This is a genomic window from Candidatus Sodalis pierantonius str. SOPE (assembly GCF_000517405.1).
Classification (GTDB): Bacteria; Pseudomonadota; Gammaproteobacteria; order Enterobacterales; family Enterobacteriaceae; genus Sodalis_C; species Sodalis_C pierantonii.
Window position 1 is genome coordinate 4410583 of the sequence record NZ_CP006568.1, and the last position, 20688, is coordinate 4431270.

Annotated in this window: 12 protein-coding genes and 8 pseudogenes; 14 read left to right on the plus strand and 6 right to left on the minus strand. The window is 55.2% G+C overall.

Annotated features, from left to right (window positions below):
* The first annotated feature begins 40 nt into the window (after positions 1–40).
* Positions 41–1262, plus strand: a pseudogene (locus tag SOPEG_RS25715) (ISL3 family transposase).
* A gap of 4 nt (positions 1263–1266) precedes the next feature.
* On the opposite strand, the gene SOPEG_RS28105 reads toward SOPEG_RS25715, so the two are convergent.
* Together SOPEG_RS28105 and SOPEG_RS21830 are read right to left on the minus strand one after the other, a co-directional pair.
* Positions 1267–1599 (minus strand): hypothetical protein, encoded by a 333-nt coding sequence (locus tag SOPEG_RS28105; RefSeq protein ID WP_148297166.1) that lies wholly within the window; start codon positions 1597–1599, stop codon positions 1267–1269.
* Positions 1600–1742: 143 nt separating this feature from the next.
* A complete protein-coding gene (locus SOPEG_RS21830; RefSeq protein ID WP_025243983.1) occupies positions 1743–2666 on the minus strand; it encodes an IS5 family transposase in 924 nt (307 codons plus the stop codon).
* Positions 2667–2749: 83 nt separating this feature from the next.
* Between SOPEG_RS21830 and SOPEG_RS21835 the strand changes: the two are divergent.
* The 7 genes and pseudogenes from SOPEG_RS21835 to SOPEG_RS21865 all read left to right on the plus strand — a co-directional run.
* Positions 2750–3550 (plus strand): annotated as a pseudogene (locus SOPEG_RS21835) (IS5-like element ISSoEn1 family transposase); the annotation flags it as partial.
* A 65-nt stretch (positions 3551–3615) separates the two neighbouring features.
* Positions 3616–4078, plus strand: a pseudogene (locus tag SOPEG_RS21840) (cellulose synthase operon protein YhjQ/BcsQ); the annotation flags it as partial.
* 19 nt (positions 4079–4097) lie between these two features.
* On the plus strand, positions 4098–6197 hold the full coding sequence (gene bcsA, locus SOPEG_RS26870; RefSeq protein ID WP_051419973.1) for a UDP-forming cellulose synthase catalytic subunit: 2100 nt from the start codon (positions 4098–4100) through the stop codon (positions 6195–6197).
* A 20-nt stretch (positions 6198–6217) separates the two neighbouring features.
* The gene (locus tag SOPEG_RS26875; RefSeq protein ID WP_051419974.1) at positions 6218–7942 is read left to right on the plus strand and encodes a cellulose biosynthesis cyclic di-GMP-binding regulatory protein BcsB; all 1725 of its coding nucleotides are present in this window, start codon (positions 6218–6220) and stop codon (positions 7940–7942) included.
* Between the two features lie 37 nt (positions 7943–7979).
* Entirely contained in the window at positions 7980–11156 is a 3177-nt protein-coding gene (locus SOPEG_RS21855; RefSeq protein ID WP_025246934.1) for a cellulose biosynthesis protein BcsC, read from the plus strand.
* 80 nt (positions 11157–11236) lie between these two features.
* Positions 11237–11584, plus strand: coding sequence for a cellulose biosynthesis protein BcsD (bcsD, locus tag SOPEG_RS31085; protein WP_051419975.1), 348 nt, complete (start codon positions 11237–11239; stop codon positions 11582–11584).
* A gap of 28 nt (positions 11585–11612) precedes the next feature.
* Positions 11613–12620, plus strand: a pseudogene (locus SOPEG_RS21865) (glycosyl hydrolase family 8).
* 155 nt (positions 12621–12775) lie between these two features.
* Here SOPEG_RS21865 and narI read toward each other — a convergent pair.
* A pseudogene (gene narI, locus SOPEG_RS21870) lies at positions 12776–13045 on the minus strand (respiratory nitrate reductase subunit gamma); the annotation flags it as partial.
* Positions 13046–13382: 337 nt separating this feature from the next.
* Here narI and SOPEG_RS23615 point away from each other — a divergent pair.
* A pseudogene (locus SOPEG_RS23615) lies at positions 13383–14591 on the plus strand (IS256-like element ISSoEn2 family transposase).
* Here SOPEG_RS23615 and SOPEG_RS25725 read toward each other — a convergent pair.
* Positions 14499–15215 (minus strand): helix-turn-helix domain-containing protein, encoded by a 717-nt coding sequence (locus SOPEG_RS25725; RefSeq protein WP_158382509.1) that lies wholly within the window; start codon positions 15213–15215, stop codon positions 14499–14501. The pseudogene SOPEG_RS23615 and the gene SOPEG_RS25725 sit on opposite strands and share 93 nt — an antisense overlap.
* Before the next feature lie 143 nt (positions 15216–15358).
* On the opposite strand from SOPEG_RS25725, the gene SOPEG_RS25730 reads away from it, so the two are divergent.
* The 4 genes and pseudogenes from SOPEG_RS25730 to SOPEG_RS23625 all read left to right on the plus strand — a co-directional run bounded on the left by SOPEG_RS25730 (position 15359) and on the right by SOPEG_RS23625 (position 17696).
* Positions 15359–15574 carry a helix-turn-helix domain-containing protein gene (locus SOPEG_RS25730; RefSeq protein ID WP_071882287.1) on the plus strand — a complete coding sequence of 72 codons (216 nt, stop codon included), beginning with the start codon at positions 15359–15361 and terminating at the stop codon, positions 15572–15574.
* A 138-nt stretch (positions 15575–15712) separates the two neighbouring features.
* Positions 15713–16542 (plus strand): annotated as a pseudogene (locus tag SOPEG_RS25735) (transposase).
* Positions 16543–16736: 194 nt separating this feature from the next.
* Positions 16737–17099, plus strand: a complete 363-nt coding sequence (locus SOPEG_RS23620; RefSeq protein ID WP_025246936.1) for a hypothetical protein — start codon at positions 16737–16739, stop codon at positions 17097–17099.
* A gap of 48 nt (positions 17100–17147) precedes the next feature.
* Positions 17148–17696 (plus strand): integrase catalytic domain-containing protein, encoded by a 549-nt coding sequence (locus SOPEG_RS23625; RefSeq protein ID WP_025246937.1) that lies wholly within the window; start codon positions 17148–17150, stop codon positions 17694–17696.
* Between the two features lie 151 nt (positions 17697–17847).
* Here the strand turns inward: SOPEG_RS23625 and SOPEG_RS21895 are convergent, their stop codons facing one another.
* Positions 17848–18240 (minus strand): transposase, encoded by a 393-nt coding sequence (locus tag SOPEG_RS21895; protein WP_025246938.1) that lies wholly within the window; start codon positions 18238–18240, stop codon positions 17848–17850.
* A gap of 507 nt (positions 18241–18747) precedes the next feature.
* Here SOPEG_RS21895 and SOPEG_RS21905 point away from each other — a divergent pair.
* Positions 18748–20200 (plus strand): annotated as a pseudogene (locus tag SOPEG_RS21905) (YifB family Mg chelatase-like AAA ATPase).
* A 34-nt stretch (positions 20201–20234) separates the two neighbouring features.
* Here SOPEG_RS21905 and SOPEG_RS21910 read toward each other — a convergent pair.
* A complete protein-coding gene (locus SOPEG_RS21910) occupies positions 20235–20573 on the minus strand; it encodes a MaoP family protein (RefSeq protein ID WP_025246940.1) in 339 nt (112 codons plus the stop codon).
* Between the last annotated feature and the right edge of the window lie 115 nt (positions 20574–20688).

Here is a 20688-nt window from a genome sequence, read left to right on the forward strand (position 1 = left end):
GGGCATTATGATGGCAGTCTTGATTTTTGAGGAGTCTGCCATGGACGAAAAGTCCCTCTATGCCCATATCCTTAACCTGTCCGCACCGTGGCAGGTACAATCCCTTTCTCTTGATGAAAAATCTGGATCAGTGACGGTAATTGTCGGCATTGCCGAGCACACACAACTGGCCTGCCCAACCTGCGGTAAATCCTGCTCCATACATGATCACCGGCGTCGTAAATGGCGTCACCTCGATACCTGTCAGTTCACCACGCTGGTTGAGGCTGATGTCCCCCGCGTTGACTGCCCTGAGCACGGTTGCCAGACACTGCCTGGTTCCCTGGGCAGGGTCAGGCAGCCGCTACACCTTGTTGTTCGAAGCCTTTGTTCTTTCATGGCTGAAAGTCAGCACCGTGGATGCTGTCAGAAAGCAGCTCAAACTCAGTTGGAATGCCGTTGACGGCATCATGATGCGCGCAGTCAAACGAGGCTTGGCCCGGATAAAACAACCCTCATCCGCGCGTCACCTCTGCGTGGATGAAGTCGGGTTCAAAAAAGGACACCAGTACGTCACCGTTATCTCTGACAGGCAGGGACGCACTTTGCAACTGACCGACGACCGCGGTGTAGAAAGCCTTGCCAGTTATCTGCGCAGCCTGAAAGATCACCAGCTTGATGAGATAAAAACGCTGTCTATGGACATGAACATGGCCTATATCAGTGCAGCCCGCATCCATCTCCCCAATGCCGTCGATAAAATCGCTTTCGATCACTTCCATGTGGCAAAAATGTTGTGCGCCGTCGTTGATAAAACCCGTCAGGCTGAGATGAAACAGATCCCTTCGTCAGACAGGAAAGACGCCCACCGCTCACTCTATCTATGGTTTTACAGCAAACAAAATCGCCTCGGGTGCCGGGCAGAGAGGTTAGAAGTTGCCCGGCTGGTGTTACCCCAAACGAGCCAGTGCTGGGTAATGAAAGAGCTTGCTCGCGATCTGTGGCACCGCCGCTATGACAATCATAGCCGTAAGCTGTGGCAGGAATGGATGGCGATAGCTAAAGACACCGGCATACCGCTCATGGCCAGCATTGCCCGCATGGTGGCAAAACGCCTTTACGGCATTTTGAATGCAATGAAAAACCGGGTATCAAATGGGAATGCGGAGTCCCTGAACAGCAAAATACGGCTGCTCAGGATCAAGTCACGGGGCTTCAGGAACAAAGAACGTTTCAAGCTAGGCGTAATGTTCCACTATAGGAAACTAAATATGAATTTTTGAGCAATCATTTAAGGGAGTTATAAAATTTTTTTTGCTGGTGATGTTGTATTCGCTCGTCATTCTCCTTTTCTTTTTCCTTTTGCCACATATTGCTGCATCCCGGATCGCTAGGGGTAAGACAATATTGAGTTTTATCAACTTGAGACTCACTTTTCTCCCAAGATAATTTTGGCGTTACCTCTGGTGACAGTGAATAGTCTTTCTTATCAGTGTCATACATCATATTTGGTGAGGCCGATGCTGCAACACCATGAAGCAGTAAGATAAATGGGGCATATGCATATTTTTTTAAGCATGACATGAACGTTATTCCTTTAAACGTAAATACGTTTGACATCCATATAGAAGTCCAAGTTCCAGCCAAAAGAATAAGTAAAGTAAAAATGCAGAACTGTCGATTGAGCCACCACAACAGGGGAAGACCTGCTTTGTTGAATAAATCCGAAATTTGTGACGACTTCCTCCCTATCAGGGCGATTGTTACATGATGCGGACGCTGTTTGGCATTCCTAACAGTGTGATCCGGTTAAGTGCTTTAACCATTGCCATTGCCTCACCTACCTGCGCGTCATAGTCATGCAGACTCAGATGACCACCCAGAAGTGTTTTAAACCGGAACATGGCCGTTTCAGCCAGTGAACGCCGGTGATAACCTACTTTCTTTTTCCAGGTATCGTTATTGCCGCTCAGATGCTGATTTGCCACCGCATGGTTACGCTCATAGTATCGAGCTGGCCAATATTGCGCACCACTTCGCGGTGGGATAAGCGGCTTTATTTTTTTCCTCAGCAGAGCATCATGACAGTAACGCGTATCGTAAGCACTGTCAGCCGACGCTTCCCTGATTTTCCGGTGGGTTTGGTTAATCAGCCCGGGCAGCGCCTGCGCATCTGTCGTACCGCTTAGCGATAAATCGGCACAGATAATTTCATGTGTCACGCTATCTACTGCCAGATGAAGCTTGCGCCATACTCTGCGCCTCTCAGCCCCATGCTGCCTGACTTTCCATGCGCCTTCGCCGAAGACTTTCAGGCCGGTGCCATCGATGACCAGGTGTGAGATTTCGCCGCGGGTTGGCGTTTTTATGCTGATGTCGACGGTTTTTGCTCGCCGGCTGACCAGAGAGTAATCTGGGCAGCGCAGCGACAGCCCCATCAGTTTAAAAATCGAGTCAACGAAACCCTGTAACGCCCGGAGCGAAAGGTTAAACACGCGTTTTATCATCAGAACCGTGGTAATGGCCATATCGGTGTAGTGAAGCGGCCGGCCACGATGTTCAGGTGGTGTACTCTCAGTCCATGCAGCAATGGCTGACTCATCAAGCCATACTGTCAGGTCCCCCCGCTGCCTGAGCGCATTGTTGTATGCGGGCCAGTTGGTGATTTTAAACTTTTGCTTTGCCATGGGGACCTGATGCTGAAACGAATGTAGTGATCAGAGCCGCCAGTCACCTAAAAGTTCGATTTATTCAACAAAGCCGTACACCACCTGAACATCGTGGCCGGCCGCTTCACTACACCGATATGGCCATTACCACGGTTCTGATGATAAAACGCGTGTTTAACCTTTCGCTCCGGGCGTTACAGGGTTTCGTTGACTCGATTTTTAAACTGATGGGGCTGTCGCTGCGCTGCCCAGATTACTCTCTGGTCAGCCGGCGAGCAAAAACCGTCGACATCAGCATAAAAACGCCAACCCGCGGCGAAATCTCACACCTGGTCATCGATGGCACAGGCCTGAAAGTCTTCGGCGAAGGCGAATGGAAAGTCAGGCAGCATGGGGCTGAGAGGCGCAGAGTATGGCGCAAGCTTCATCTGGCAGTAAATAGCGCGACACATGAAATTATCTGTGCCGATTTATCGCTAAGCGGTACGACAGATGCGCAGGCGCTGCCCGGGCTGATTAACCAAACCCACCGGAAAATCAGGGAAGCGTCGGCTGACAGTGCTTACGATACGCGTTACTGTCATGATGCTCTGCTGAGGAAAAAAATAAAGCCGCTTATCCCACCGCGAAGTGGTGCGCAATATTGGCCAGCTCGATACCATGAGCGTAACCATGCGGTGGCAAATCAGCATCTGAGCGGCAATAACGATACCTGGAAAAAGAAAGTAGGTTATCACCGGTGTTCACTGGCTGAAACGGCCATGTTCCGGTTTAAAACACTTCTGGGTGGTCATCTAAGTCTGCATGACTATGACGCGCAGGTAGGTGAGGCTATGGCAATGGTCAAAGCACTTAACCGGATCACACTGTTAGGAATGCCAAACAGCGTCCGCATCATGTAACAATCGCCCTGATAGGGAGGAAGTCGTCACAAATTTCGGATTTATTCAACAAAGCGGGGAAGACCCTGAATTATCCAGGTTTGGTGGTCATCGCCGATTTTCCGCCGGGGCCGGTACCGGCGCTGAAGGCCGTACAAAGCTTCGCCGATCTGCATATCGTCATGATGCTGGCGGACACCGCTTCGCTGTCGCTGCTGCCGCAGATCGAAAATCATAAATTTCTTGGCGCGCCGCTTAACCAGCGCCTGGGGGAATACTACGTCGTTAATCAGAGTGATATGCGCCGAAATCTCAGCCGGGACGTCTCGCATTTTTTTGAGCAGCGGCTAGGGGACAAATTGCTGGGCACGCATTCATCGCGATGAATGCGTGCCGGAAGCCAACGCGTCCCAGCGTTCTATTATCGAATTCAGCCCGGTGTCCGCGGCGGCCTTCGATATCGAACTGATCAGTAAAAAAGTCGCCGCTATAGTCGGGGTCAAAGTGGGCGATGGAAAATTCTACGCCATGCCCAATCCGGGCATTTGACATTATCGCAGGTCAGAATATGAATAAACCGCTGTTTTATCTGCTGTTACTTTTAATGCTCCCCACCGCCACAATCGTAGTGATTACGCCGATGGACAGCGATAAACAGTATTTTTTCGGTCTGGTCAGCCTGGGACTGATGCTCGTGCTCGGCATCAGTAAAAGCCCTTATGTGAATGTCGTGCTGGTGGTAATGTCATGCCTGATGTCAACGCGCTATATCTACTGGCGCGCCAGCGAAACGCTGCACTTTTACACCACATTTGAAGCCTGTTTGGGCATCGGGCTTTTTATCGCCGAGCTTTACGCCTGGGTCATTCTGGTTTTGGGTTATTTACAGACCACCTGGCCGCTAAAACGCCGCATTGAACCCATGCCGGATGATCTCTCCCTGTGGCCGACGGTAGATATTTATGTTTCCACCTACAACGAGAGTCTGGATGTGGTGCGCGATACCGTATTGGCGGCGCAATGCATTGATTACCCGCGCGATAAAATGCGTATCTATATTCTCGATGATGGCAAGCGTAGCGAATTTGCGGTGTTTGCCGCCGACGCCGGCGTAGGCTATATCACCCGCGACGATAATAAACACGCAAAAGCGGGCAACCTTAACCATGCCCTGACCCTGACCCGGGGCGAACTGATTTGCGTGTTTGACTGCGACCACGTCGCGACGCGCGGTTTCCTGCAAGCCACCGTCGGCAGTTTTCTCATTGACCCGCGGCTGGCGCTGCTGCAAACGCCGCACTATTTTTATTCTCCCGACCCGTTCGAGCGCAATCTCTCGGCGGCGCGGCATAACCCGAATGAGGGCGCGCTGTTTTACGGACCGGTGCAGCAGGGCTACGATAACTGGAACGCGACCTTCTTCTGTGGCTCCTGCGCGGTAATTCGCCGGACGGCGCTGGAGGAAACCCACGGCTTTGCGGTGGAGACCGTCACCGAAGATGCCCATACCGAGCTCAAACTACAGCGTAAGGGCTGGAATTCGGCCTTCTTGGCGATCCCGCTGGCGGCCGGCCTGGCCACCGAACGACTGGGGCTGCATGTCATCCAGCGTATCCGCTGGGCGCGCGGCATGACACAAATCTTGCGCATGGATAACCCGCTATTCGGCCGCGGACTGAAGTGGCAACAGCGATTGTGCTATCTCAACGCCATGCTGCATTTTCAATACGGCCTGCCGCGGGTGGTATTTTTAACCGTGTCGCTGGCGTATCTCCTTTTCAACCAGAATATTATCGCCTCGTCGGCCAGTACGATTTTCGCCTATGTGCTACCACATCTGTTTATGGCCATCTGGCTGAATTCACGCATGAACGGCCGTTACCGTTACACCTTCTGGGGTGAGATTTACGAAACGGTGATGGCGTTTCATTTGATCATCCCGACCCTGTTGACCCTCATCTCCCCCAAGCATGGCAAATTTAACGTGACGGATAAGGGTGGCTTGTTGGATGAGGGGTTTTTCGACGCCCACATCGTGCGCCCGCATATCATCGTGGCCTGTTTGCTGGTGCTGGGCATTATCGCGGGGATAGCGCGGGCGGTCATGTATGACTATTTCAACGTCGACCCGCGCGTCATCGTGTTCAACGTCGTGTGGGCGAAGCTCAGCGTTATTATTTTGCTGGCGGCCATCGCGGTGGCCAAAGAAACGCGCCAGGTGCGCAAAACCATCCGCGTCGAAGTGACGATTCCGGCCATCATTCATTACGCCAGCGGCATCTCCGTGGTCAGCGAAACGCGGGATCTCTCCATGGGCGGCGTGAAATTGGTGACGCCGGACGATCGCTATCTTCACGACACGCTTGAAGAGGTGGAGCTACGGCTGCAATCAGGAAGCGTCTGCATTCCGGTCAGCGTGATCCACACCGGCCCGGACGTGATTCGGCTCATGTTTAAAGATATGCCTCTGGATAAGCGGCGCGAGCTGGTACGGGTGGTGATGGCGCGCGCCGATGCCTGGCTGGCGCCCCCCTACCCGCGCGATCGTCCTTTGCGCTCATTTGCCAGCATTGTGCGCTGCGTATTCGAGTTGTTCTATAACACTTGGAAAGAACGCGGTCAGAAGAAAAAGCACGCCCGGTCCGCCGGGCCAGGTGAGACGGCATAAGGACAGGCGGAATCAAACATATGTCATTTCAGGATGATGGTTTCTCTGGCGGCGGTCAGTTGCAATCGGGGATTATCTTCACCCTGGCGCAAAATCAGGTAGTCACCAACGCCCATCTCTCTTTGGCGCTGAAAGTGTCGCCGGCGCTGGCGGCGCGGGATACCCGCCTGCGCTTGATGCTCAACGGCCAAGATCTGGGCGATATCCGCCTAAATCAAACGGCGAGCGGCAATAACGTCTATCGGCTGGACGTCCCGTCGGCGATGGTGGTGGGGAAAAACAATCTAAGCTTCAGCGTCAGCGATGATAATACGCTTACCTGCGAGCGGGATCTGACCGACAAATATTGGGTAACCCTCCTGCCCGACACCCATATGCAGTTAAGCAGCAAAATCCTTGATACCGGTAGGGATTTATCTCATTTTCCCCGTCCGCTCTTTGATCCGCAATCGATGAAAGGCTCCTCGCTGGCCTTCCTGTTTTCCCGGACGCTAAAACCGGATGCGGTGGAAGCCGCCAGTATATTGGCCTCCTATTTTGGCCTGCATTCCAGCTACCGCAGCGTCGATTTCGCCGTATTGCTCGACGCGCTGCCGGCGCAAAACGGCATCCTGTTCGGCGAACCGGAGGACAAAATCGGCACGCTGACCCTGCCGCAGGTAACGGGCCCGACGCTGCAGGTCATCAATAATCCGCAAAATCCGGTGTATAAACTGCTGCTGGTGGTGGGACGCAACGGCGCCGAGCTGCGCCAGGCCGCGTGGCAGTTGATTTCGACGCCGCTGCCGGCAAAACAGGATGTCATCCAGGTGCAGGAGCAAGCCATACCTGAACGCCAGCCTTATGACGCGCCGCGCTGGATAGACACCAGTCGCCCGGTCTATCTGAAGGAACTGACGCAGGACATCCAATCACTGACCGCCAGCGGGCTGTATCACGACGGCATCCGCATTGGCTTTCGCGCCGCGCCGGATCTGTTTATGTGGGACGGCGACCACATTCCGGTCTACGTTGGTTACCGCTTTCCCGCCGACAGCGGAATCGATGAAGATCACTCCAAACTGGATGTCACCCTCAACGGCACCTTCCTTTACAGCCTGCCGGTGAACAAGCGCGGCCTGCTGAAAGGGTTGTGGCGTAAGCTGGGCGGCGATTCCCGTCAGGAACGCTATACCTTGCAACTGGCGCCCTATCTTATTTATGGCGATAACCAGATGCAATTCTATTTCTCTTTGCGGCCGAAGCCGAATGCCCCCTGTAGCCTGCTCACCAGCAATACCATTAAAAGCCGCATCGATCCGGACTCGTATATTGATTTGAGCCGCACCTATCATTTCGGCCTGCTGTCGAATATTTCCTATTATGTGGGCGCCTCGTTTCCTTTTACCCGTATGGCCGACTTTTCCCAGACGGTGATGCTGCTGCCGGCCAAACCGCAGGCGGCGGAAATCGCCACGCTGATGGCGATGGCGGCCCGCGCCGGCAATGCCACCGGCATTCGCGGCGATGTGGCGGTGATTAATAACGAGAATGGCGTACGCAGCTTTAGCGTCGGCGCGCTGTTCCCGCGCGGTGAAATGCCCTGGTACATGCGGGTGCTGTGGTACGCCAATCAGCACATCATCCTGCTCGCGCTGTGCGGGCTGTTATGTGCCCTGCTGGTCGGCAGCGGTGTTTATCTTCTGCTGGCTCGCCATGCCGCCAAACGGCTGGCCAACAGCGCCAACCCTCATCAGGATCAGTAAATGAGGCATTGCGGCGTGGGTTCTATGGGTATCGGTTATGAAACGGGTCGCTAAACCAATCTTTGCCGCCTGGTGCGCCGCCGACAACAGTCCGGCGATTAACGCCCTGTTGCAGCAGGCCGCCTATTGGCACGATAAAAGCCATGACGATCTGGCGCGGGAATCGCTGCAAAAAGTATTGGCGGTGGACGAGAATAATGCCGATGCCCTTTACCTGCTGGCGCTCTATGCGCTGCAAGACGGCAATCAGGCGCAGGCGGCGAGATGGCGCGCCCGCTTAACGGCAGTTTCCCCCAACGATACGCGCCTGGGGAGCCTGGACAGCGCCAACGCCGTACAGGCCATCCCCCCTGAGCAGTTGGACAACGCCCGCCGGTTGGCGGCCAGCGGCAGTGCCGCGCAGGCGGTGGCAAGCTACCGCGTGCTGTTCCGGGATGCCGCGCCGCCGGACAGTCTGGCGGTGGAATACTATGACACCCTGGCCGGCATTCCCTCCGCCCGGCCGCAGGCCGCCGACAAGGCGGACTATGACCGCTATATCCAGCGCCATCCCGGCGATAGCGCCCTATGGCAGCATTTCCAGCAAAACGATCTCAGCGGCGCGGAGCAGACCTATCGAACTATCCTCAGCCGCGACGCACAGAACAAGGATGCCAGGCTGGGTCTGTATTACACGCTGCGCCAGGAAAATAAGCCCCGCAACGCTCAACAGTTGCTGCAAACCCTGCCCGCCGATGAACGCCCGCGCGAAATGGCCGGCAATAGCGTGGATCCGCTGCGCAGGCAGGCACAGCAGGCGTTACAGGCGGGTAATACGCAGCAGGAGCTGGCGCGACTGAATGAGGCGCTACAAAAACAGCCGACCAATGTCTGGGTGCGGCTGGATATGGTGCGTATTCTGCAACAACAGGGTGACAGCGCCCGCGCGCAGGGGCTGATGAGCGCGATTGCCCAGCGTGGCGCGCCGGTGGACAATCTGTATGCCGCGGCGCTGTTTGCCAGCGAAACCGGGCGTATGGCCACCGCCGCCCAATGGCTGGCCTGGATCCCGGAGGGCCGCCGCAACCGCGCCGTGCGCGATCTGGCCGACCGGGTGCGCTTTCATCAACAGATGGCCGACGCCGACGATTTTATTACCCAGGGAAATCGTACCGCGGCGCTCAATACATTGCGCGTGCTGGCGCAAACGCCCCCTTCGGCGCCGGCCGACGTCGGCAATCTGGCGCAGCGTCTGCAAACGCTGGGGGATAACACCACTGCGGTCTCGCTGGTACGTACCAACCTGCGCCAGCCGATCCACGGCGGCATCGGCGATTACGCCGCGCAAATCGGCGTATTGAACCAGACGGGGCTGACCGATGAAGCCGCCGCCTTCCTCAATAACCCCGCGATTGTCGCCGCCAGTACACCGGCTGAGCTAAGCCGCCTGCGTCAAGGCGCGGTGATTAATCAAGCGGATACGCTGCGCGAACGCGGTCAATATGCCGCCGCTTACGATAAATTGATCGTCGCGCTGCAAAACGACCCGCAGGATACCGGGCTGATGCTGGCGATGGCGCGCCTTTATCAGAGCGGTAAGATGAATGCCCAGGCGGCGAAGATCTACAATTATGTCCTGACGCGCGAACCGCAAAATACCGACGCGCGGGAAGGCGCGGTCAATACGGCTCTGGCCCAGGGCGACATCGCGCGCGCCCGGCAATTGCTCGACGGCATGCAAGGGCCCCGATCGGTGGACCGCTTGATCCTGGAAGCGCGCGTGGCCGAGGCGCAAGGGGATCACGACCAGGCCATGGCGCTGCTGCGCTCCGCCAAAGGCCGGATCATCGGCATGGCCGACACCGACAACGGCGCGGTGTCGCTGGTCGGCGGTCTGCAAAGCGCCGATAATCCTTTTGGCGACGATAGCCGCGCGGCGACGCCGACCGCTACGCCGGAGACCCGGACGCTGACCCAAATCAACGATCTGATGAACCAGGTCCGAGAGAAAACCGCCACTTGGGCGGAGGGCGAAGTGGCGGTGCGCAGCCGCGACGGCGAAAACGGCCTGAGCAATCTGACCGAAGTCAAAGCCCCGCTGACGATTTCCGGCTCGCCGGTCGATAACGCCCGGCTTAGCCTAACGGTGACACCCGTTTCTCTGGATGCGGGCAGCTCTTCCGGCTCCGCCAATAATCGTTTCGGCACCGGCGCGCTACAGCAGGGCCAGCGGGTCGCCAACGCCACCGCGGGCGCGACAACCTCTACCACCACGACATCCACCACCACCGGATCCAATGGCGCCACCAGCACCACGACCAATACGTCCACCAGCGATAGCATCAACAGCGGCGATTACGTCGCCGATTCTTCCAGCGCGCAGAAAGCGACGGGGACCGAGGTCAATCTGGCGTTAAAGGGCGAACGCTACAAAGTCGACGTGGGGTCGACGCCGCTCGGAACCGATAACGATATGGCCTCCTGGGTGGGCGGCGTCGAATGGTCGCCCCGGCTGTCGAACTTCAGCCAGTTGACCTTCCGCGCCGAACGGCGGGCGGTCACGGACAGTCTGCTGGCCTACGTCGGCGCGCGCGACGCAATTAGCGGGAAACATTGGGGCCAGGTAACGCGCAACGGCGGCAGCGTGCAGTACGCCTATGACGATGGCGACATTGGCCTGTATGCCGGTTTGGGCGCTTATAGCTATCTGGGCGACAACGTCAAAAGCAACACCGGTATCAACGCCTCGTCGGGGGTCTATTTCCGTCCCTATCGCGCCGACGGCCGCGAACTGCGCAGCGGAGTAAACCTGACCTGGATGGCGTTTGATCGCAATCTGAGCTATTTCAACTATGGGCAGGGCGGCTACTTCAGCCCGCAAAACTACATCAGCCTCTCGCTGCCAGTTGACTACATCCAGACCTTCGACGACTGGAATCTGACGTTGGGCGGCGTTATCGGCTATCAATCCTATAATCAGGATAAGAGCGACTATTATCCCAACGACCCCGACATGCAGGCGGAAATGGCGTCCCTGGTGGCCAATGGCTATGCCGATGACGCCTATTACAGCGGCAGTAGCGAATATGGCGTCGGCTATAACGTCCATACTAAAGGGGTCTATAAAATCAACCCGCAAATGAGCGTCGGCGGGCAGTTAAGTTATGACACTTTTGGTGATTATTCCGAAGGTTCGGCGCAGTTGTTTTTAAAATATCTTTTAGATGGCCAATAATGAAGCAGGAAGATCTGCAGACATCCACGACGCTGGACTACTACCGCCAGCGGCAAACTCAGCCCGGCTGACAGGATCTGGTGGGTCTGCTTATAGCGGGCATCAGCGATAACGCCGGCGATGAGGACAAGCGTCAGTTTCTGAATCTGGTGGGGGAGCAGTTGGCCTGCCGTTTCCCGCAGCCTGCCGCCGCCACGGTGGGCGAGTTGGAGGACGGACTGAATCGGCTTTGGTCTTGCTTTCACTGGGGCTATGTCCGCCTGACGCCTGACGCCACCGCGCCACGCCCGCCGGGCAAAGCGAACCGGTCTGGCGGCCGTTCTGGAAGGCGCCTATGCGCGCTGGCTGTTAGATCAGGGCGGGCAGCGGCACGTCGCGCGGCACTGGCAGCAGGACAGCGCCGGTGGCGAAATGACCTTTCGCTATGAAAACAGTCGCTAAGGATGTGATAGTGTGATGAAACGTTTCGGTCAATTAACCTGTCTGCTCGGTCTAACGCTAACGCTGTTGGCCGGCGGCGCCCGTGCTGAATCCGCCGGCTGGGCGCAATATAAACACCGCTTTTTGCTGCCGGAGGGCCGGATTATCGATACCGGCAATCATAACGTCAGCCATTCGGAAGGACAGGGCTTCGGCATGCTGTTGGCGGTTTACAATAACGACCGGCCGACATTCGATTTGCTCTAGCAGTGGACCCGGGCGCATTTGTACCAGCAGAATAGCGGCCTAAAGGCCTGGCGCTTTGATCCCGCCAGCACCCCGCCGGTGGCGGATCGCAATAACGCTACCGACGGCGATACGCTGATTGCCTGGGCACTGCTGCAAGCAGGGCAAAAATGGCGACAGCCCGACTACCTACAGGCCTCTAAGGCGCTACAGCAGGCGATTGTGCAGCGCACCGTGGTGGAGTTCGCCGGCCTCAAAGTGTTGCTGCCCGGCGTGGAGGGCTTTAAGCAGGCCGACGCGCTGACCCTTAACCCCTCCTACTTTATTTTTCCCGCCTGGCAGGCGTTTTATCAAGAGAGTCATCTGCCGATTTGGAATGAACTCAGCAGCGACGCCCGGCAATTATTGAGCAAAATGAGTTTCGGCGCGTCCCGGCTGCCCACCGACTGGGTGCGTCTGGACGCGAACGGCGGCGTAGCGCCCGGCGATCGCTGGCCGGCGCGGTTCAGTTTCGACGCGGTGCGTATTCCGCTTTACCTCCATTGGGCGCAGCCGGACAGCCAGGCCTTGGGGCCTTATATCGCCTATTGGCGTCAGTACGACAGACTTAGTACGCCGGCCTGGGTTGACGTGCAAAGCGGCGAAAAAGCCGACTACATGCTACCGCCGGGCATGCTGGCCATACGAGACGCCATATTGGCCAACGGCGCTCAGGTAACCGACCGTTTGCAGAACAATGAGAATTATTATTCCGCCAGCCTGCATCTCCTCACCTACTGGTCGCTACAGCGCCAATAACGGCGCTCGGCACCGTTTAAGGCCGCTCAACGGGTCAGGGAAGGCCGTAAGCAGGCACAGAGAGGCCGCTGCGCAAAAAGGACGCCGTCGATGCTTGACAATCGCGGCCAGGCACGGTGCCGGCAATGCCTCGCCCCCTGGCCGAGTATGCGAGGTTAACGACGCGAACGCACAATCTGATAACGCCGGGTTAAATACCCCACCGGCGCGCTCCATACATGCACCAGCCGGGTGAAAGGGAAAACCAGAAATAGCGTCATACCCAACACCAAGTGCACGCGATATACCCACTCCACGCCGTCCAGATGGTCAGATGCATGACCGTGAAACGTCACAATCGCCTGCGCCCAGTCAACCAGTTTCATCATATCGTGACCGTCCATATGACGCCTTGAAAACTGAATGGTCAAAAGCCCCAGCAGGCATGTGGGGTGGCAAGCATTTCTGGACTATCAAGGGGAACGATGGGTTAGCTGAAAGTCCTTTACTGGCGCGGCTTACAGCAATTTTATCGATTCTGGACTCGTCGCAAAAAAATGAGCGGAAAATGATTTTTTTTGCACTATATTTTGGACTGGATTGATTGTAGTTTGGATAAGTTTGAAAGCCGTTTAAAAATTTTTCATTAACAATTTAATTGCTAAATGTAAATAAGGAATGTATGTTTTTTTAAACGGCCCTTTTGCGTTCGAGCCTGTTTAGAAATTTGTGTATTTGCCTGATTTTGATATGTTCAATTCAACATCAAAAACAGGTTAATTTATGGACGAAAAACAGTTGCAGGCTCTGGCTAACGAACTGGCCAAAAATCTCAAAACCCCTGAAGATCTCAGTCACTTCGATCGGCTGCTGAAAAAAATTAGCGTCTAAGCAGCTCTCAATGCCGAAATGACCCATCACCTCGGCTACGATAAAAATCAGCCTAAACCGGGGACCAACGCCCGCAACGGCTATTCCACAAAAACCGTTACCACTGGCGATGGCCCGCTGGCGCTGCGTACTCCGCGCGATCGTGACGGTTCCTTTGAACCGCAACTGGTGAAGAAGAACCAGACCCGGATTACCGGGATGGATAACCAGATTTTATCGTTGTACGCCAAAGGGATGACCACCCGCGAGATCGCCGCCGCGTTCAAAGAGCTGTATGACGCCGATGTCTCGCCGGCGCTGGTCTCAAAGGTCACCGATGCGGTCATGGAGCAGGTTGTCGAATGGCAAAACCGGCCTCTGGATGCAGTCTATCCCATTGTTTATCTTGACTGTATCGTTCTAAAAGTCCGGCAGGACAGCCGCATCATCAACAAATCTGTGTTCCTGGCGCTGGGCATCAACATCGAAGGCCAGAAAGAGTTGCTAGGTATGTGGCTGGCCGAAAATGAAGGCGCAAAGTTCTGGCTGAACGTGCTGACAGAGCTGAAAAACCGCGGCCTGAACGATATCCTTATCGCCTGCGTAGACGGGCTGAAAGGTTTCCCTGACGCTATTAACGCGGTGTATCCGGAGGCGCGGCTCCAGCTGTGTATCGTACATATGGTGCGCAACAGCCTGCGGTTCGTCTCCTGGAAGGACTACAAGGCCGTCACCCGCGACCTGAAAGCTATCTATCAGGCCCCTACGGAAGAAGTCGGCTTGCAGGCGCTGGAAGCGTTCTCCAGTGCCTGGGACATCCGCTACCCGCAAATAAGTCGAAGCTGGCAGGCAAACTGGGCCAATCTGGCCACGTTCTTTGCCTACCCAACGGACATCCGCAAGGTGATCTACACGACCAACGCCATCGAGTCGTTAAACAGCGTGATCCGGCATGCCATCAAAAAGCGCAAGGTGTTCCCGACCGACGACGCAGTGAAAAAGGTGGTGTGGCTGGCGATACAGGCGGCCTCACAGAAATGGACAATGCCTTTGAGGGACTGGCGCATGGCAATGAACCGCTTTATTATCGAGTTCGGTGACCGCCTGGACGGTCACTTCTGAGAAAAAGCATTTACACAGAATCGTGTACAGGGTCTTGCGTTCGCTTGTTAGGCTATCTTCTGATGCTACTTCACCCTCCTCACGAGCCCCCTTTTTGATTTGGTCATAGAACCGCATAAGACGCTCTTTCTCTGTATCGGAGAGCATAGAAAAAGTAGCCATAAGCTCTGCCTTGGACAAAGCCCCCATAATACCGCTGACACCAACCTGAAGAATGGCCTCTACCAACACTTCCTTTTGTTCCTTACTTAGACTTTTTAACACAAGATCAGCTTGTGATTCGTAATGATTAAAGGTCTCTTGTACATATGCCTCCGATTGGTTTTCAGTGCCTACCTGGTCGGATTCTGCCTTGCCGATTAACAACCAGCTAGGGGCCACATCAAGGGCATCAGCTAGAAGTATTATATCACTTGCAGATGGCTCTCTTTCTTGGTTTTCCCATGCCTGTAGTGTAGATAGGGACACATTTATACGCTGCGCAATAATATTTCGGGATATCCCTAACTGACTTCTGCGTCCCTTGCATCTAGTACCTATACCTGAAATCAAACTTTTTTCACCTTCTTTACAGCTAACAGGAAAACTACTTGGTTTTTTTTCATCTTTTTCACCTTTATTCAACTCATTGAAAGACCTTAAAAAAACCAATCATTTGCAAAATAAACTCAAAAACAAACATGAAAAGCCTATTTTCAGGTTTACATACCTTTTTTTAGGTTGTATCTTACTCGCGAGGTTAGTTTTAAAGGTTAATTAATGAGCACATACAAACTCAAAAAAATAGCCAAACTGATTGGCATCGAGCGGACATAGTTGCAGCTGTTCACAAAAAAGGTTGGTCACTAAGGCAATTATCACTTTCTCAGGGTAAAAGCACTGGATACTTGAAAAATGCCTTAGATAGACCATGGCCAAAAGGTGAAGCAATCATTGCAGAAATCATCGATGTCCCCGCGAGCGAGATTTGGCCAACGAGATAGCATAACCCGACTCTATAAATTAGTTAATGGGTAGTGTGTATGCAGAATAAAAGTTTAAAAACGGGCTTTGTTGAATAAATCGAACTTTTAGGTGACTAGCGGCTCTGATCACTACATTCGTTTCAACATCAGGTCCCCATGGCAAAGCAAAAGTTTAAAATCACCAACTGGCCCGCATACAACAATGCGCTCAGGCAGCGGGGGGGGGACATGGTAGTATGGCTTGATGAGTCAGCTATTGCTGCATGGACTGAGAGTGCACCAACTGAACATCGTGGCCGGCCGCTTCACTACACCGATATGGCCATTACCACGGTTCTGATGATAAAGCGAGTGTTTAACCTTTCGCTCCGGGCGTTACAGGGTTTCGTTGACGCGATTTTTAAACTGATTGGCTGTCGCTGCGCTGCCCAGTTTACTCTCTGGTCAGCCGGCGAGCAAAAACCGTCGACATCAGCATAAAAACGCCAACCCGCGGCGAAATCTCACACCTGGTCATCGATGGCACCGGCCTGAAAGTCATTCGGCGAAGGCGAATGAAAAGTCAGGCAGCATGGGGCTGAGAGGCGCAGGCGCTGCCCGGGCTGATTAACCAAATCCCACCGGAAAATCAGGGAAGCGTCGGCTGACAGTGCTTACGATACGCGTTACTGTCATGATGCTCTGCTGAGGAAAAAAATAAAGCCGCTTATCCCACCGCGAAGTGGTGCGCAATATTGGCCAGCTCGATACCATGAGCGTAACCATGCGGTGGCAAATCAGCATCTGAGCGGCAATAACGTTACCTGGAAAAAGAAAGTAGGTTATCACTGGCTGAAACGGCCATGTTCCGGTTTAAAACACTTCTGGGTGGTCATCTGAGTCTGCATGACTATGACGCGCAGGTAGGTGAGGCTATGGCAATGGTCAAAACGCTTAATCGGATCACGCTGTTGTTAGGAATGACAAACAGCGTCCGCATCATGTAACAATCGCCCTGATAGGGAGGAAGTCGTCACAAATTTCGGATTTATTCAACAAAGCGTTAAAAACGCATTATTCAGCTCAAGAAATCATTAAACAGCGGCACTATAAGTCCCTGATTACGCAATCCTCGGCTCAGCCGGTTGATGAGTCGGTCAAAGGCAGCACCGCCATCAAGTCGCGCGATGAGCTAGCGATCATGCGTCAATGTCCGGCCCTGCTTGACCGCAAGGTGCAGGCTCTGAACGATCAGCAGAAACAGATTGCCGATGCGCGCATGATGCTGGCACAGGAAGTGATCCGGTTACAGCAGGCCGGCATGGCCCGCATTGCGGCGGTGACCTTTATCGTCGAGGAGTCAAAGGCCGGCACATTGCCCGAGGCCCTGCAGCACGCCGCCGCGCTGGCCAACGCTAAAAAGGGGCGCACCCGGCAAGGGGTAGGCAAAAGCAGTCTGCAGGAATGGGTGAGTCTCTATCTCAGCGCTGAGCGGCCCCAGGAGCGTCTGGCGATACTCGCTCCCGGTCAGCCGAAGCGGCAGCGCCCCGAGGACATGACGTGATTCTACGCCCTGTTCTGGCCGCATTATGCCCGGCCCTGTGGCCCGACGGTGCTAGAAGCCTACCGTGCGTTTCAGGCGGACTGGCAGGGCAAATACCATGACCAACCTGCCATGCTGGCGGCCTTGCCGACCTACGACAAGGTCAATCGCATGGTCAGGCGGGTGGCACCTCACCGACGGGTCAAGGGGCGGGTCACCGGCTCGGCGCTTAAGGCGTATCAGGTGTACCAGCAGCGGGATTGGGCACAGATGCCGGTGAACGGCTGCTGGATAGCCGACGGCAAGTCGCTGAACATGAAGGTGGCCCATCCGATACACGGGCGGCCCTTTACCCCGGAGCTGACGTTGGTGCTGGACGGACGCACCCGCTATCTGGTGGGCTGGAGCCTGTCACTGGCGGAGAACGCCATCGCGGTGGCCGATGCATGGCGTTATGCCATCCAGCATCACGGCAAGCCATTGTTTGCCTACTCCGATAACGGCGGTGGTGAGACCAACAAGATGCTGGATGCAGATACCACCGGGATTTTTCCCCGGCTGGGCGTTGAGCATATTACCGGTATCCCCGGCAATTCGCAGGCGCGGGGGGATTATTGAGCGCCTTAACGGTGTGCTGCCACGCCGTCTGGCACTGCGCTTTCAGACCTATAACGGATTGAGCGCTGACCCCAACGGAACGCGGGTACAGGGGCAAAAATTGCTGAGTCTGTCGAATGCCTTGCGTCAGGGTAAGAGAGTTGAATCCTGTTCAGCAGAAAACGCTGGCGATATTGCCCAGTTGGCGGCAGCTGATAGACGCCATCTTGGCGTACAACGATAAAATCTGGTTATCCATCCCGGTAATCCGGGTCTGGTTCTTCTTCACCAGTTGCGGTTCAAAGGAACCGTCACGATCGCGCGGAGTACGCAGCGCCAGCGGGCCATCGCCAGTGGTAACGGTTTTTGTGGAATAGCCGTTGCGGGCGTTGGTCCCCGGTTTAGGCTGATTTTTATCGTAGCCGAGGTGATGGGTCATTTCGGCGTTGAGAGCTGCTTCGACGCTGATTTTTTTCAGCAGCCGATCGAAGTGACTGAGATCTTCAGGGGTTTTGAGATTTTTGGCCAGTTCGTTAGCCAGAGCCTGCAACTGTTTTTCGTCCATAAATTAACCTGTTTTTGATGTTGGATTGAACATATCAAAATCAGGCAAATACACAAATTTCTAAACAGGCTCGTAAACGCTGAAAGGCGGCCTATTTTATTCTCATTATCTCCGCCTGCGGCGTTCTGCATTAAACTTAGTCTAAGAAAGAGTATTGTCCCCTCTATTGACCCGATTGCCTCTATTTATCCGATCGCCTTATTTCCCCGATTGCTAGCGGCGAGAGTTATTCCCCGCTGGCTAATGCGAGCCGTTCTCTTAGCGATAATCGCTCTATTCACCTTCTTCCGCCGTCGTCAACAACGCGGCTATTACCCCGTCAGGGAAAACAGCGCAACGGGGTTACCGGCGCAGCTAGGCCAGAAAGGCGAGCGCCGTTGCATTTTTTTGCCACGGTATGGCAATGGCGAAGTTATTTTTCATACCCGCGCCGCATATCTTTTTATTGTTACCGCCCTGCCGCCGCGATAGCGGGCATACTCAGCTCCGTTCATAAAGGAGAGCCCAATGGCCCTGGCGACAATTTACACCCGCGGGCTAATCGGCATCCAGGCGCCCTCTATCACGGTGGAGGCACACGTGGGAAAGGGGTTGCCCGCCTTCACCCTGGTGGGTCTGCCGGAAAGTACCGTGCGCGCGTCACGGGATCGGGTGCGCAGCGCCATTCTTAACAGCGGCTATCAATTCCCCGCCCGGCGTATCACCGTCAGCCTGGCGCCGGCAGATCTGCCGAAAGAGGGGGCGCGCTACGACTTGCCGGTCGCGCTGTCAATCCTCGCGGCGACGCAACAGATCCCCGGCGTGCGGCTGAAATCTTATGAGTTTCTTGGCGAACTGTCGCTGGCCGGGGAGCTGCGGGGGGTTTATGGCGCTATCCCGGCCGCCCACGGCGCGGCGGGCGACGGTCGGCAGATTATCCTACCGCAGGCCAACCGCGAAGAAATCGCGCTGCTGCCGGGTAGCCAGGCGTGCCTCGCCGGGTGTCTACAGCAGGTGTGCCGCTTTTTGCAGGGCAACGGCTCTTTGATCATCGCCGAACCCACGACGGATACCCTACTAGCGCCGTCAGCCGTCAGCGATTTGGCGGAAGTTATCGGCCAGCAGCAGGCCCGACGCGCGCTGGAAATCGCCGCGGCCGACGGCCACAATTTATTGCTGATAGGGCCGCCGGGTACCGGGAAAACCATGCTGGCGAGCCGATTACCGGGGCTGCTGCCGCCGTTAACGGATAACGAGGCGATGGAAACCGCCGCCATTACCAGTCTGGTCAGCGTCAGCGTCAGCACCGCTAGACGCCATTGGCGGCAGCGTCCTTTTCGCGCCCCGGCGAGATCTCGCTGGCCCATAACGGCGTACTGTTTCTTGACGAGCTGCCGGAGTTTCAGCGGCGGGTGCTCGATTTGCTGCGCGAGTCGCTGGAAACGGGTGAAATCCACATCGCGCGGGTTCGGGCCAGCGTTTGCCTGCCGGCGCGTTTTCAACTGGTGGCGGCCATGAACCCCAGTCCTTCCGGCGATCGCAGCGGCGTACATGCCCGCTGCGGGCCGGCTGAGATCCTGCGCTATCTGAATCGCCTGTCGGGGCCGTTTCTGGATCGCTTCGATCTGTCGGTGGAGGTTCCGCTGCCGCGCGCCGCCCGGCGAAGACAGCGCGACCGTGCGTGCACGGGTCATGGCGGCACGCGCCATTCAGTTAGCGCGCGCAGAGCCTTAACGCCTGGCTAAGCAATACGCAGCTTGCGCAATGGTGCCCTTTATCGGAGGTCGATGGCCGGTTTCTGGAAAATGCATTAACGTCGCTGGGATTGTCGGTACGCGCCTGGCATCGGTTATTAAAAGTAGCGCGTACACTGGCTGATCTGGCGGGTGAAGCCCAAATTAGCCGGAATCACCTGGCGGAAACCCTCAGCTATCGCTGTATCGATCGGCTGCTGCATGAGCTGTGGCAACAGCGGGAATAAGCGTTAGAACAAAGGGGCCGCAGCCCCTTCTTTATCAATCTTCAGTGTCGGTGTAGTCTTCCACCACATCCATCTGTGGTTTACCGCCGGAAAGGGTATGAAAACGCTTGGGGCGGCGAGTATACTCTATGTATTTGAACCAGACCTTCTCATGTTCGTTGGAGGGGGAAAGTTCACCGTGGCACACCGCAACAAACTGCCGCTCTTTATCGGTTACAGGTTCCCGTTTGCCGCTGTCCAAATCATTGTAGGCATGGCCGCAACGCTCCAATAACTGCGCTTCCCGAATGGTGAAATAACCATGCCGGGAGAAGCCGCGAGGATAATTTTTGTTATCAAAATAACGATTAGAAGTAAAAAAGCTGTCCGCCATCTTACGCGCTCCCATCTCTACATAAGCCATGCTGTTTATGGCGCGGAGTATTAGTTAGGGTTGACTTTCTGTAAAACGAAACATTTTAATCATTACGACAAAATTTTTTTGGAGA